Genomic DNA, 13965 nt, shown 5'->3' with positions numbered 1-13965 from the left:
TGTGGCGTTAACCGCAGCAGTAAAAGAGGAACTGTCACGTCTGGACGTGAAGAAATCCTCAGTCCGCAAGGCCGAGGTGTCGGCAATGCTGCGTTTTGCCGGCGGACTGCACATCATTTCCGGCCGGATAGTCATCGAGGCGGAGGTGGATCTCGCGTCCACGGCCCGACGGCTGCGGGCAGCCATTGCAGAGGTTTACGGTCACGCCAGCGACATCATTGTGGTGTCCGGCGGCGGGCTGCGCCGCGGCAACCGCTACGTGGTCCGCGTGGTCAAGGACGGCGAATCGCTCGCCCGGCAGACGGGGCTGCTCGACGCCCGCGGCCGTCCGGTGCGCGGCCTGCCCTCAGTGGTGGTCAACGGTTCAGCGGCCGACGCCGAGGCCGTCTGGCGGGGTGCCTTCCTCGCCCACGGGTCGCTTACCGAACCCGGACGCTCCTCCTCGCTCGAAGTAACCTGCCCCGGTCCCGAAGCGGCCCTGGCGCTGGTCGGTTCCGCCCGCCGGATCGGCATTGCAGCCAAGGCACGCGAGGTCCGCGGCGTGGACCGCGTAGTGATCCGCGACGGTGACACCATTGCGGCCCTGCTCACCCGGATGGGCGCACACGACGCGCTTATGGTCTGGGAAGAGCGCCGGATGCGCAAGGAAGTGCGGGCCACAGCCAACCGGCTGGCCAACTTCGACGACGCCAACCTGCGCCGCTCCGCGCAGGCCGCCGTCGCCGCCGGCGCCCGGGTGGAACGCGCCCTGGAGATCCTCGGCGAGGACGTCCCGGAGCACCTGCGCTACGCCGGCGAACTGCGCGTGGCCCACAAGCAGGCCAGCCTGGACGAGCTGGGCCACCTGGCTGACCCGCCCATGACCAAGGACGCCATTGCGGGGCGGATCCGGCGGCTGCTGGCAATGGCGGACAAGCGGGCGGCGGAACTCGGAATCCCGGGTACCGAGTCCAGCGTCACTCCGGAAATGTTGGATGAATAACGTTATTGCATAGGATGGACTAAGCCTGCTGCCTTTCGGCGGCACGTCGAGTTTCCGGATGGGAATTCCGTCCGGAATATTGATCCGACACCAACGGAGGATTTTCGTGAACGAATACACACTGCCGGAACTGCCGTACGACTACGCCGCCCTTGAGCCGCACATTTCCGCGCGCATCATGGAGCTGCACCACGACAAGCACCACGCAACCTACGTGGCCGGCGCCAACACCGCCCTGGCCCAGATGGCGGAGGCCCGCGAAAAGGGCGAGTTCGGAACCATCGGCAAGCTCTCCAAGGATCTGGCCTTCCACCTGGGCGGCCACACCAACCACAGCGTCTTCTGGAACAACATGTCCCCGGACGGCGGCGACAAGCCCGAAGGCGAACTGGCAGCAGCCATCGATGAGTTCTTCGGTTCGTTCGACGGTTTCCGCGGCCAGTTCACTGCCGTGGCCAACTCCATCCAGGGCTCCGGCTGGTCCATCCTGGCCTACGAACCGCTGGGCAAGAACCTGGTCATCGAGCAGCTCTACGATCAGCAGGGCAACGTCCCCGTGGGCACCATTCCGCTGCTGATGCTCGATATGTGGGAGCACTCCTACTACCTGGACTACGCCAACGTTAAGGGCGACTACGTCAAGGCATGGTGGAACATCGTGAACTGGGCCGACGTCGCCGCGCGTTTCGACGCCGCCCGCACCGGCGCCAAGAGCCTGATCGTCCCGGCCTAGTCACCGCTCCTGCCGCACATTTGTGCGGGTGCCCCGGTTCCTACGGAGACTGTGACGCGTAAGATAAATCCGTAGGCCCGGTCCCGCCAGGTGCTTTCCGGCACCGGCGGGACGGGCCCACGGCGCCGCGGCCGGAAGGGTTTCCCAAGCGGAAGTGTCAGGCCGCAGTCAGTCCGGTGGCTTCTTACCCTGAGGTCACACAGCTCTCGATTGAACCCCTACTCAAGGAGACAGAACAGTGACTACTCGTGTTGGAATCAACGGATTCGGGCGTATTGGCCGCAACTACTTCCGGGCGGCCCTGGAGCAGAACGCCGACCTCGACATTGTCGCGGTAAATGACCTCACCAGCCCCGAGACCCTCGCCCACCTCCTCAAGTACGATTCCGTCACCGGACGCCTGGGGGCCGACGTCGAAGTCAGCGAGGGCAACATCGTCGTCGGGGGCAAGACCATCCGGGTCCTCGCCGAGCGGGATCCCTCGAACCTCCCCTGGAAAGATCTGGGCGTGGATATCGTCATTGAGTCCACCGGATTCTTTACCAAGGCCGAAGACGCCAAAAAGCACATCGACGCCGGCGCCAAGAAGGTCCTGATCTCCGCGCCGGGCAAGGGCGCCGACCTCACCGTGGTTATGGGGGTCAACGACGGCGACTACGACCCCGCGTCGCACAACATCATTTCCAACGCCTCCTGCACCACCAACTGCCTCGGCCCGCTGGCCAAGGTCCTGCACGAGGCGTTCGGCATTGAACGCGGCCTGATGACCACCGTCCATGCGTACACCGCGGACCAGAACCTGCAGGACGGCCCGCACAAGGACCTCCGCCGTGCCCGCGCCGCCGCCCTGAACATCGTGCCGACCACCACCGGCGCCGCAAAGGCCATCGGCCTGGTCCTGCCGGCCCTCGACGGGAAGCTGGACGGCTTCGCGCTGCGCGTCCCGGTGCCCACCGGTTCGGTCACCGACCTCACCGTGACGGTTTCCAAGGAAGCCACGGTGGAGCAGATCAACGATGTCTACAAGGCCGCAGGCAACGGACCGCTGGCAGGCATCCTGCGCTACACCGACGAGCCGATTGTCTCGTCCGATATCGTCACCGATCCTGCCTCGTGCATCTTCGACTCCGGCCTGACCCGCGTTATGGGGAACCAGGTGAAGGTCGTGGGCTGGTACGACAACGAGTGGGGCTACTCCTGCCGTCTCGTGGACCTCACCAAGCTTGTTGGCTCAAAGCTTTAATCAACCGAGTACGCAAAGGTAGACATGACTGTCAAAACTCTCCCCGACCTGATCAGCGAAGGCGTCGACGGCAGGTACGTCCTGGCCCGCTCGGATCTGAACGTACCGCTGGACGACGGCCGGGTTACCGACGACGGACGCATCCGGGCGTCGATTCCCACCCTGCAGACCCTCGTGGAGCACGGTGCCAAGGTCATTGTGATGGCCCACCTCGGCCGCCCGAAGGGCAAGCCTGATGACAAGTACTCGCTGCGCCCCGCCGTCGACCGCCTCGAGGAACTCTCCGCCTTCCCGGTGGAGTTCGCCGAAGACGTGGTGGGCGACAGTGCCCGCAGGCTGGCAGGCTCACTGGCCGCCGGGTCCGTCCTGGTGCTGCAGAACATCCGCTTCGATCCGCGGGAAACCTCCAAGGACGACGCCGAACGCCAGGCACTGGCGGGGGAGCTGGCAGCCCTGACCGGCGGCAACGGTGCCTATGTTGATGACGCCTTCGGTGCAGTGCACCGCAAGCATGCGAGCGTCTACGATGTTGCCGAGGCGCTGCCCGCCTACGAAGGCGGGCTGGTGCACACCGAGGTCGAGGTGCTCAAGCGCCTCACCGAGAACCCGGAGAAGCCCTATGTGGTGGTTCTGGGCGGTTCCAAGGTGTCCGACAAGCTGGCAGTAATCGAGAACCTGATGGACCGGGCGGACTACCTGCTGGTGGGCGGCGGCATGGTCTTTACGTTCCTGGCTGCGCAGGGCTACAAAGTCGGCGCCTCGCTGCTCGAGACGGACCAGATTGAGAACGTCAAGGGCTACCTCAGCCGCGCCAAGGAGGTCGGCTGCGAATTTGTCCTGCCCACCGACATTGTGGTGGCGGATAAGTTCGCTGCGGACGCCGATGTCGAGACCGTTCCTGCCGAGGCTATGGAGGACGGCCGTTTCGGTGCCTCCGGCCTCGGCCTGGATATCGGTCCCGATTCCGCGGCAGCCTTCGCCGAGCGGATCCGCGGCGGGAAGACCATCTTCTGGAACGGCCCCATGGGTGTGTTCGAGTTCGAAGCCTTTGCCAACGGCACCCGTGCCGTTGCCCAGGCCTTGAAGGAGTCCAGCGGCTTCAGCGTGGTCGGCGGCGGCGATTCGGCAGCTGCCGTCCGGAAGCTCGGCTTCTCGGAAGACGACTTCGGGCACATCTCCACCGGCGGCGGCGCCAGCCTCGAATATCTGGAAGGCAAGGCCCTCCCGGGCCTTACCGTCCTCGACAAGTAAAACCGAAGGTGCGGGTCCGCTTGCCTAAGCGGGCCCGCACCCGCATGTCCCATCCCGCCCGGCCCCAGCGGCCGGTGCACCGAGTAAGAAACCGGAGCAACCATGACCACCTCCACGAACGGCAAGTTCGACCGCACACCCCTGATCGCCGGCAACTGGAAGATGAACATGGACCACGTCCAGGGCATCACCCTGCTGCAGAAGCTGGCATGGACGCTGAGCGACGCCCGTCACGACTACGGCCGCGTGGAGGTTGTGGTGTTCCCTCCGTTCACCGATCTGCGCAGCACGCAGACGCTGGTGGCCGGAGACAAGCTGAAGGTGGAATACGGGGCCCAGGATCTTTCACCGAAGGATTCCGGCGCGTTCACAGGTGACATCTCCGGACAGTTCCTCGCCAAGCTCGGCTGCAGCTACGTCCTGGTGGGCCACAGCGAACGCCGGTCCGTCCACGGCGAGAGCGACGAGCTGTTGAATGAAAAGCTCAAGGCCGCGTACCGCCACAATCTGGTACCCATCCTCTGCGTCGGCGAGGGCCTCGAGGTGCGGCAGGCCGGGGACCATGTACTGCATACCCTGGAGCAGGTCCGCAAGGACCTCGCCGGCCTGGACGCCGAGCAGGTTTCCCGGCTGGTCATTGCCTACGAACCCATCTGGGCCATCGGCACGGGTGAGGTTGCCGGTCCGGAAGACGCGCAGGAAATGTGTGCCGCCATCCGTGCCGAGATCGCTGATTTGTACGACGACGCCGTGGCGGCCAAGACCCGCCTGCTCTACGGCGGCTCCGTCAAGGCCGCCAATGCGGCAAGCATTCTGGGCGAACGCGATGTGGACGGCGTGCTGGTTGGCGGTGCCAGTTTGGATGTAGGCGAATTTGCTAATATTGTCAGGTTCGAACAACATCTGGTGACTGACTGAACTGCAGCTGAAGGGCGCCGCAGCGGCGTCTCCAATCCATGAGTCACCCGAAAGGCCGTAAGTGGAAATTCTGAAGACCGTCCTGCTGGTGCTCCTTGCCGTCACGAGCCTGCTGCTGACGCTGCTCATCCTGCTCCACAAAGGCCGCGGCGGCGGTATGTCGGATATGTTCGGCGGCGGCATGACCAGCAGCCTCGGATCCTCCGGCGTTGCCGAAAAGAACCTGAACCGCTTCACGGTGGCACTGGCCCTCTCCTGGGGCGTAGTGATCGTGGCTCTCGGACTGATCCAGCGCTTCTCCGGCGAAGCCTAGGCAGGCAGTGCTCCGGTAGCAGTACCGGTATTAATACGTAATGGAAATGGCCCCCGGATTTCTCCGGGGGCCATTTCCTTGTCTAAGACACGGGCTTGTCTGAGACATGCGCTAAAGCGTTAGTCCTCATCGTCCGGCTCGTGGTCGTCGGAGTCGAAGAGGCGCCGGGACAGCTGTGACGCTGCCGCCTGGTCAATCAGCCAGCGGGTCTTGGTCCGGCCGCGGGCACCGGCGGCCGGAACCTGGATCTCTCCCGCGCCGGCCAGTGCCAGGCCGACGGCACCGGCCTTGTCGTTGCCCGCAACGCCCAGCCAGACCTCGGAGGCCGTGTTGATGCTTTCCAGGGTCAGCGAAATCCGCTCCGGCGGCGGCTTCGGGGCATCCCGCACACCGACGGTGGTCTGCCCGACGGTGCGTACGCCCGGGGTCTCGGGGAAGAGGGACGCAATGTGCGCGTCCGGTCCCACGCCCAGCAGCAGGACGTCGAAACGCGGCAGCCGGGGGTCCACCGCCGCGAACCTGGCCGGGAGCTGCTCGGCGGCAGCCGCATCAGCCAGCTGCCGGGCATAGTCGGCCGCGGCGTCCTCCACCGAGTCGACTTCGCCGGCGGTGGCAACAGCGTGGATCCGTGCAGCAGGAACGCCGAGCGGGTCCAGCATTGCCTGCCGGGCCTGAAGGGAATTGAGTTCAGCATCTCCGGCCGGGAGGAACCGTTCGTCACCCCACCAAAAGTTGACCCGGGTCCAGTCCACCGCAGTGCGGGCGGGGTTGGCGGTGACGGCCTCGAGCGTCGCGATGCCTACCGTGCCGCCGGTCAGCACCACCGTGGCCTCCCCGCGCCGGCTCTGGACATCCACGAGCTTGGTGATCAACCGCGCCGCCGTAGTCGATACCAGCGCCTGGGGATCCGGGTGGATGCTGACACCGTTGGGGGAGTGCTTCACGCGTTCGCCCCTTTCTGGGACAGGCATGCGGCCAGCCCCTCAGTAAGTACCTCTCCGAACACCTCGTCCGGATCCAGCCGCCGCAGCTCTTCCGCCAGGCAGTCCCGCAGGGTGCGCCGCGGAAGCGCGATCTGCTGTTCCGGCTGCCCCGGCTGGGTCAGATGGGCGGTGACCTGGTCAGGCCGGGCCAGTTCCACGTCACCGTCGGGCCGCCTAAACACTACCCGGTGGATACCGGTTCCCGCGTCCCCCTCGATGATTTCCAGCGGTACATCCAGCGCTTTTTTCAGCCAGGCGGCCAGCAGGAAGGTGCTGGCCGAATCCGAGGCGCCTTCGACGACGACGGACTGGACCGGTGCGGCTCCCGCACCGTCCAGGACCGCTGCCAGCTGGACCCGCCAGTTGGTCAGCCGGGTCCAGCTAAGGTCGGTGTCTCCGGCCGCATAGCTGTCGGCCAGGCCCAGCAGGGCCTTCTTCGGGTCGTCCTCGGTGGCCGCGTCGGTAATCCGGCGGTGTGCAATGCAGCCCAGCGGGGTTTTTGCCGGGTCCTGCGGAACTCCGTGCGGCCACCAGACCACTATGGGTGCGTCGGGCAGCAGCAGGGCCGAAACCAGTGACTCGCTTTCCCCGGACAGTTCTCCGTGCCCGGACAGGACAATCACTTCGGAGGCCCCGGCGTCGCCGCCCACACGGATCTGCGCGTCGAGGCGCGTGTCGTCGTCCGGGCTGCCCTCGGCCAGCACGATGATGCGGCAGGGGTGTTCGCGGCTGGCCTCGTTGGCGGCGGCAATGGCCTCCTCGACGAAGTCCGGCTGCGTATCCACCACCAGGGTCAGCACGCGGCCGAGGGTGACCACGCCGCCCTTTTCACGCATGGCAACAATTTCCTTGGACACCTTGGACGTGGTGGTGTCCGGCAGTTCAACTATCACGGCCTTCTCCAGGTCCTTCCGTCTTGGGCGAGCAGCTCGTTTGCAGAGTCCGGTCCCCAGCTCCCGGGGGCATAAGGCTCGGGCTGGGTGTCCAGCGATGCCCAGTATTCTTCGAACGGGTCCACGATTTTCCAGGACAGCTCGACTTCCTGGTGCCGCGGGAAGAGCGGCGGCTCGCCGAGGAGGACATCCAGGATCAGCCGTTCGTAGGCCTCGGGGCTGGACTCGGTGAACGAGTGTCCGTAGCCGAAGTCCATGGACACGTCACGGACCTCCATCTGTGTGCCCGGCACCTTGGAGCCGAAGCGGATGGTGGCGCCTTCGTCCGGCTGCACACGGATGACGACGGCGTTCTGGCCGAAGTCGTCGTCGTTGTGTTCGCGGAACAGCAGGTTGGGGGAGCGCTTGAAGACCACGGCAATTTCCGTGACGCGGCGTCCCAGCCGTTTGCCGGCCCGCAGGTAGAACGGAACCCCGGCCCAGCGGCGGGTATTGATGTCCAGCCGGATCGCCGCGAAGGTCTCGGTCTTGGATTCCGGGTTGAACCCTTCCTCCTCCAGGAAACCGGTAACCTTCTCGCCGCCCTGCCAGCCGCCCGTGTACTGACCCCGGGCGGAACTGCGCGAGAGGTCCTCCGGCAGCCGGACGGCGGCCAGTACCTTCTCCTTTTCGGCACGGAGGTGGTCCGCGTTGAAGGAGATAGGCTCCTCCATCGCGGTCAGCGCCAAGAGCTGCAGCAGATGGTTCTGGATCACGTCGCGGGCAGCGCCCACGCCGTCGTAATAGCCCGCACGCCCGCCGATCCCGATGTCTTCCGCCATGGTGATCTGTACGTGGTCCACGTAGTTGGCGTTCCAGATCGGTTCGAACAGCTGGTTCGCGAAGCGCAGCGCCAGGATGTTCTGGACCGTTTCCTTGCCCAGGTAGTGGTCGATTCGGAACACCGAATCGGCGGGGAAGACCGACTCGACCACGTTGTTCAGTTCCCGGGCGGACGCCAGGTCGTGGCCGAACGGCTTTTCGATCACCACCCGCCGCCACTTGCCCTCGGAGGTCTTGGCCAGCCCGTGCTCGGAAAGCTGCTGGCAGACCTGCTCAAAGGACTTGGGCGGAACGGAAAGGTAGAACGCATGGTTGCCGCGGGTACCGCGGCGTTCATCCAGGTCCTCAAGGGTCTCCTTGAGGTTCCCGAAGGCCTCACCGCTGTCGAAGCCGCCCTCGACAAACCGGATGCCTTCGGCCAGCTGCTTCCACACACCCTCGTCGAAATCGGTACGGGCATGCGCCTGCACCGATTCCTTCACCTGTGCGGCGAACTCCTCGTGGCTCCAGGGCCGGCGGCCGAAGCCCACCAGCGAGAAGCTGGGCGGAAGCAGGCCGCGGTTGGCGAGGTCGTAGACGGCCGGAATGAGCTTCTTCCGGGCGAGGTCTCCGGTCACGCCGAAGATCACCAGGGAAGACGGACCGGCGATCCGGCTCAGCCGGCGGTCGCGTGGATCCCGAAGGGGGTTACCCGTTCCGGCCTTCTCCTCGGCGGGCATTTACTTGCCGTTTCCTTCTGCGGCCAGTGCCCGCACAACGTTTTCGATTTCACGGACCCCTTCGTCGCGGTTCAGCAGGTGCAGCCGCAGTACCGGGCGGCCCTGGTCTGCGAGGACCTGCGCGTCACCGGCAGCCTGGGCGCTGATGAGCTCGCCGAAGGTGAAGGGCCGGTCCGGAATGGAGACGTCTTCCGCGGCTTTGCCGGTGATCTGCAGGTAGACACCCTGCGCCGGGCCGCCCTTGTGGAACTGGCCGGTGGAGTGCAGGAAGCGCGGACCCCAGCCGAAGGTCACGGGCCGGCCGGTGGCGGAAGCCAGCTCGGGGCGGATGCCGGCGAGCTCGGCCTGGCGGGCGCGGTCGAGGTAGGCCTGGATGCTGAGGTAGCCGTCCGTGCCGAGGGTGCGGAGCAGGGCAGCCAGCGCGCCGCGGAGGGTGTGCGCCGTGCCGAGCAGGTCAGCGGGGCCGCGCACCTCGACGGACCCGTCAACGAAGGACGGTTCCGTGGCTTCGGGGGTGGCGTCCAGGAGCCCGCGTGCTGCCTTCTTCGCAGCCTCGACGTCCGGCTGGTCGAACGGGTTGATGTTCAGCAGCCGTCCCGCCACGGCGGTGGCAAATTCCCAGAGCATCATCGAACTGCCCAGGCTGCCGGACACAACCACCTGGTCTCCTTCGGGGAGGGCCTCCGAGTCGACGGGGACCAGCCGGACGGTAAGCACGTCGCCGGCACCGGAAACCAGCTCCGGCGCGCCGGGTTCGACGGCGACCGGCAACAGGCCGGTGCCGAGCTTGCCGGTGGATTCTGCAATAAGCTGTTCGGCCCAGTCGGGGAAGCCGGCCAGTCCGGAGCCTTCGTCCACGATCACGATCTTGTTGCGGAGCGGCTCGGTGCCTCCGAGCGCGGCGCCCAGTTCCAGGCCGATGTTGTCCGGCGCGTCGTCCCGCAGCATTTCCACTGTCAGTTCGGCGTCATCCAGAAGGGTTTCAATGTCCGCTCCGGCCAGTCCCGAGGGCACCAGGCCGAAGGCAGTCAGCGCCGAGTAGCGCCCGCCGACGTTGGGGTCGGCGTTGAACACGGCGCGGTAGCCGGCCTCGCGGGCCGCCGCGTCCAGCGGCGACCCCGGGTCGGTGACGACCACGATGCGGGACTTGGCGTCGATGCCGGCATCGGTGAAAGCCTGTTCGAACACCCGGCGCTGCGAATCGGTCTCCACCGTGGACCCCGACTTCGAGCTCACCACGATGACCGTTTCGGCCAGGCGGTCGCCCAGGACCGCCGCAACGACGTTGGGGTCGGTGGAATCCAGGACGGTGAGGTCCACGCCCGCGGACCGGGTAATGACCTCGGGCGCCAGGGAAGAGCCGCCCATGCCGGCCAGGACCACGCGGGTCACCGACTCGGCGGCGAGCTCTTCCCGAAGCGCCGCGATCTGTCCAACGAGCGGCCGGGAGCTTTCTCCGGGATTGAGCCAGCCCAGGCGAATGGACGCCTCGGCTTCGGCATCGGGTCCCCACAGGGTGGGATCCTGGGCCACGAGGCGGGAGGCCACTTCATCTCCCACGAGTTCGGGCACCTTGGCGTCGACGGCAACGCTTGCCGCCCCGGCTGCTTCAAAGGACAGTGTGGTCATTTTTTCCTATGCCTCTTTCGCGGTATCCAGTGCGGCCTGAACGGTCTGGAGCAGTTCGCCCCAGCTGGCCACGAACTTATCGAGGCCTTCGGTTTCCAGCAGCTCCACAACGTCGTTGTAGGAGATGCCGAGTCCGTCCAGCTGGTCCAGGACCGCGTTGGACTCCTCGTACGTGCCGGTGACCGTGTCTCCGGTGACCTCGCCGTGGTCGGCTGTGGCTTCCAGCGTCTTTTCCGGCATGGTGTTCACCGAGTCCGGAGCCACGAGGCCGGTGACGTAGAGGGTGTCCGGCAGGGCCGGATCCTTCACGCCGGTGGAGGCCCAGAGCGGGCGCTGTGCGTTCGCCCCGGCGGCGGCCAGGACCTGCCAGCGCTCGGTGGCGAACTGCTCTTCGAAGACCTGGTAGGCCAGCCGGGCGTTGGCCAGTCCGGCCTTGCCCTTCAGTGCCTTGGCGTCATCGGAGCCGACGGCGTCGAGGCGCTTGTCGATCTCCGCGTCGACCCGGGAAACGAAGAAGGACGCCACCGAGTGGATGGTGGAGAGATCGTGCCCGTTTTCCTTTGCCTGCTCGATGCCGAGCATGTAGGCGTTGATGACCTCGCGGTAGCGCTCGAGCGAGAAGATCAGGGTCACGTTCACGCTGATGCCCGCGGCCAGCGTGGCGGTGATTGCCGGCAGGCCTTCCTGGGTGGCGGGAATCTTGATCAGGACGTTGGCGCGGCCAACCTTGTCGAAGAGTTCCTTCGCCTCGTTGATGGTGCCCTGGGTGTCACGCGACAGGCGCGGGTCAACCTCGATGGAAACGCGGCCGTCAACGCCGTGGGTTGCTTCGTAGACCGGTGCAAAGAGGTCGCAGGCCTGGATGACGTCGTCGGTGGTGATTTCGAAGACGGACTTGTCGACGTCGGCGCCCGAACGCGAGAGCTGCTGCACCTGGGCGGCGTAGGACGCGCCGTTGGCCAGGGCGGCTGCGAAGATGCTCGGGTTCGTGGTCACGCCGACCACGTTGCGCTCATCGATGAGCTTCTTCAGGGAACCGGAAACAATCCGTTCGCGGGAGAGATCGTCGAGCCAGATGGAGACTCCGGCTTCGGAAAGCCGGGCGGTGGGTGTGGAAGTCATTGTTGGTACTCCTTTAAGTAAGGGGATTACTGCTGGTCGCCGGTCTCGGTGGACTGTGCTCCGGAAGACGCGCCGGTGGTGCCGGCGGGGGCGGATCCGCCGCCGCCGACAGCGGCGAGGGAATCCCGGGCAGCCTGCGCCACGGTGTCGGCGGTGATGCCGAATTCGCGGAACAGCGTCTTGTAGTCGGCGGAAGCGCCGAAGTGCTCCAGGGAGACGCTGCGGCCGGCGTCGCCGACAATTTCGCGCCAGCCGAGGGCGACGCCCGCTTCCACGGATACCCGCGCACGGATGTCCTTGGGCAGCACGGACTCGCGGTATTCCTTGTCCTGCTTGTTGAACCATTCGATGCTCGGCATCGACACCACGCGGGCGGCTACGCCTTCGGCAGCGAGGGCTTCGCGGGCCTCAACGGCCAGCTGGACCTCGGAACCGGTGCCCACCAGGATGACGTCGGGCGTCACTACGCTGCCGTCGCGGACGGCTTCGGCAAGCACATAGCCGCCGCGCGCCGCACCTTCGGCGGAAGCGAACTCGGTGGCCGTGGCAGCACCCTCGCCGCGGGCGTAGGTGGGGATGTTCTGGCGGGTCAGCACAATGCCGGCCGGGTTCTCGGTGTTCTCCAGGATGGTCCGCCAGGCGACGGCCACCTCATTGGCATCGCCCGGACGGACGACGTCGAGACCCGGGATCGCACGCAGCGAGGCGAGCTGCTCCACCGGCTGGTGGGTGGGTCCGTCTTCGCCGAGGCCGATGGAATCGTGGGTCCAGACGTAGATGGCCGGCACGCCCATGAGTGCGCCCAGGCGGATGGCCGGACGCTGGTAATCACTGAAGATCAGGAACGTACCCGAGAAGGCCCGGGTGTTGCTGTGCATGGTGATGCCGTTGACGATCGACGCCGCGGCGTGTTCGCGGATACCGAAGTGCAGCACGCGCCCGTACGGGTTGCCGGACCAGGCGTTGGTCTGCTTCCCGGCGGGAATGAAGGAGGGGGAACCTTCGATGGTGGTGTTGTTGGACTCCGCGAGGTCGGCGGAGCCGCCCCACAGTTCCGGCAGTGCCGGGCCAATGGCGGAGAGGACCTTGCCGGAGGCGGCACGCGTGGACATGTCCTTGCCGGCTTCGAAGACGGGCAGCGATGCTTCCCAGCCTTCGGGGAGTTCACCCTTTTCGAGGCGGGCCAGCAGGGCGGAGCCTTCTGCGTTGGCCTCTTCCCAGGCCTTGAAGCCCTCGTTCCACTGCTTGTGGGCCTCTGCGCCGCGGGTTACTGCCTGGCGGGCGTGCTCGAGGACCTCGGGGTCGACGTCGAAGGTCTTGGCGGGGTCGAAGCCCAGCGTTTCCTTCAGTGCCGCCACTTCGTCGGCACCCAGGGCGGAACCGTGGATCTTGCCGGTGTTCTGCTTGTTCGGTGCAGGCCAGCCGATGATGGTGCGCAGGGAAATGATGGAGGGCCGGTTGGTTTCGGCCTTGGCTGCCATCAGTGCGTTGTAGAGCTCGTTAACGTCTTCGACGTATTCGCCCGTCTTGGTCCAGTCCACCCGCTGGGTGTGCCAGCCGTAGGCTTCGTAGCGCTTGAGCACGTCTTCGGTGAAGGCGATGTCGGTGTCGTCTTCGATGGAGATGTGGTTCTCGTCATACACCACCACGAGGTTGCCGAGTTCCTGGTGGCCGGCCAGCGAGGAGGCCTCGGCGGTGACGCCTTCCTGCAGGTCGCCGTCGGAGGCGATGACCCAGATGGTGTGGTCGAACGGGCTGGTGCCCTCGGCGGCGTCGGCGTCCAGGAGGCCGCGCAGGCGGCGCTGGGCAAAGGCGAAGCCAACGGAGGACGCGAGGCCCTGGCCCAGCGGCCCGGTGGTGATTTCGACGCCGTCGGTGTGGCGGTACTCGGGGTGGCCGGGGGTCTTGGAACCCCAGGTGCGCAGAGACTGCAGGTCTTCGAGTTCCAGGCCGTACCCGGAGAGGAAGAGCTCAATGTAAAGGGTCAGGGAGGTGTGCCCGGGGGAGAGGACAAAACGGTCGCGTCCGATCCACTGCGGATCGGACGGATCGTGGCGCATAACCTTCTGGAACAGAAGGTAGGCGGCCGGGGCCAGGCTCATGGCCGTGCCGGGGTGGCCGTTGCCGACCTTCTCCACGGCGTCGGCAGCCAGGACGCGGACGGTATCCACTGCCTTGCGGTCTGTTTCGGTCCAGATCAGTTCTTGCTCTTCCATATGTGGCACGTTTACCGGGCCCCTCTCTCTGCAGACAACCGGCGCCGTACAGCGCCGGACATGCCCGGAAGCCCCCGTAAACGGAGTGCGTCCGGTTCCTTTACCACTACAACCAACCGCAGACGCAAATCCATACCGCGT

The 13965-nt window shown here is 66.1% G+C and carries 12 protein-coding genes; 6 read left to right on the top strand and 6 right to left on the bottom strand.

The window, feature by feature from the left end; translation table 11 throughout:
• Window position 1: 1 nt before the first annotated feature.
• The 6 genes from whiA to secG all read left to right on the top strand — a co-directional run bounded on the left by whiA (window position 2) and on the right by secG (window position 5440).
• On the top strand, window positions 2-982 hold the full coding sequence (gene whiA / locus LOC60_RS07060) for a DNA-binding protein WhiA (protein WP_227921727.1): 981 nt from the start codon (window positions 2-4) through the stop codon (window positions 980-982).
• 106 nt (window positions 983-1088) lie between these two features.
• Window positions 1089-1715: a superoxide dismutase gene (locus LOC60_RS07055; protein WP_146362017.1), complete on the top strand. Its 627-nt coding sequence runs from the start codon at window positions 1089-1091 to the stop codon at window positions 1713-1715.
• 238 nt (window positions 1716-1953) lie between these two features.
• Window positions 1954-2958: a type I glyceraldehyde-3-phosphate dehydrogenase gene (gene gap, locus LOC60_RS07050; protein WP_230023995.1), complete on the top strand. Its 1005-nt coding sequence runs from the start codon at window positions 1954-1956 to the stop codon at window positions 2956-2958.
• A gap of 24 nt (window positions 2959-2982) precedes the next feature.
• Entirely contained in the window at window positions 2983-4209 is a 1227-nt protein-coding gene (locus LOC60_RS07045; RefSeq protein ID WP_230023993.1) for a phosphoglycerate kinase, read from the top strand.
• A 102-nt stretch (window positions 4210-4311) separates the two neighbouring features.
• Entirely contained in the window at window positions 4312-5127 is an 816-nt protein-coding gene (gene tpiA / locus LOC60_RS07040) for a triose-phosphate isomerase (protein WP_230023991.1), read from the top strand.
• Between the two features lie 61 nt (window positions 5128-5188).
• Window positions 5189-5440 (top strand): preprotein translocase subunit SecG, encoded by a 252-nt coding sequence (gene secG / locus LOC60_RS07035; RefSeq protein WP_230023989.1) that lies wholly within the window; start codon window positions 5189-5191, stop codon window positions 5438-5440.
• 119 nt (window positions 5441-5559) lie between these two features.
• Here the strand turns inward: secG and pgl are convergent, their stop codons facing one another.
• The 6 genes from pgl to tkt are packed head-to-tail and all read right to left on the bottom strand — an operon-like array spanning window position 5560 to window position 13824.
• Entirely contained in the window at window positions 5560-6384 is an 825-nt protein-coding gene (pgl, locus tag LOC60_RS07030; RefSeq protein WP_230023987.1) for a 6-phosphogluconolactonase, read from the bottom strand.
• Entirely contained in the window at window positions 6381-7316 is a 936-nt protein-coding gene (locus LOC60_RS07025) for a glucose-6-phosphate dehydrogenase assembly protein OpcA (RefSeq protein WP_230023985.1), read from the bottom strand. Before LOC60_RS07025 ends, pgl begins: the two co-directional genes overlap by 4 nt.
• Window positions 7313-8857 (bottom strand): glucose-6-phosphate dehydrogenase, encoded by a 1545-nt coding sequence (gene zwf, locus LOC60_RS07020; RefSeq protein ID WP_230023982.1) that lies wholly within the window; start codon window positions 8855-8857, stop codon window positions 7313-7315. Before zwf ends, LOC60_RS07025 begins: the two co-directional genes overlap by 4 nt.
• Window positions 8858-10486, bottom strand: coding sequence for a glucose-6-phosphate isomerase (locus LOC60_RS07015; protein WP_230023980.1), 1629 nt, complete (start codon window positions 10484-10486; stop codon window positions 8858-8860).
• Between the two features lie 6 nt (window positions 10487-10492).
• The gene (gene tal, locus LOC60_RS07010; RefSeq protein ID WP_230023978.1) at window positions 10493-11608 is read right to left on the bottom strand and encodes a transaldolase; all 1116 of its coding nucleotides are present in this window, start codon (window positions 11606-11608) and stop codon (window positions 10493-10495) included.
• A 26-nt stretch (window positions 11609-11634) separates the two neighbouring features.
• Window positions 11635-13824, bottom strand: a complete 2190-nt coding sequence (gene tkt, locus LOC60_RS07005) for a transketolase (protein ID WP_230023977.1) — start codon at window positions 13822-13824, stop codon at window positions 11635-11637.
• Between the last annotated feature and the right edge of the window lie 141 nt (window positions 13825-13965).

It is taken from the genome of Arthrobacter sp. zg-Y769, from assembly GCF_020907405.1.
Taxonomy (GTDB): domain Bacteria; phylum Actinomycetota; class Actinomycetes; order Actinomycetales; family Micrococcaceae; genus Arthrobacter_B.
The sequence above is the reverse complement of the archived record's forward strand: the minus strand, read 5'-3'. Positions and strand labels throughout refer to the sequence as shown.

Excerpts from the sequence above, each read along its gene's own strand:
- LOC60_RS07045 (WP_230023993.1), top strand. The coding sequence starts at position 2,983 with ATGACTGTCAAAACTCTCCCCGACCTGATCAGCGAAGGCGTCGACGGC.
- tpiA (WP_230023991.1), top strand. The coding sequence starts at position 4,312 with ATGACCACCTCCACGAACGGCAAGTTCGACCGCACACCCCTGATCGCC.
- zwf (WP_230023982.1), bottom strand. The coding sequence starts at position 8,857 with ATGCCCGCCGAGGAGAAGGCCGGAACGGGTAACCCCCTTCGGGATCCA.
- LOC60_RS07015 (WP_230023980.1), bottom strand. The coding sequence starts at position 10,486 with ATGACCACACTGTCCTTTGAAGCAGCCGGGGCGGCAAGCGTTGCCGTC.
- tal (WP_230023978.1), bottom strand. The coding sequence starts at position 11,608 with ATGACTTCCACACCCACCGCCCGGCTTTCCGAAGCCGGAGTCTCCATC.
- tkt (WP_230023977.1), bottom strand. The coding sequence starts at position 13,824 with ATGGAAGAGCAAGAACTGATCTGGACCGAAACAGACCGCAAGGCAGTG.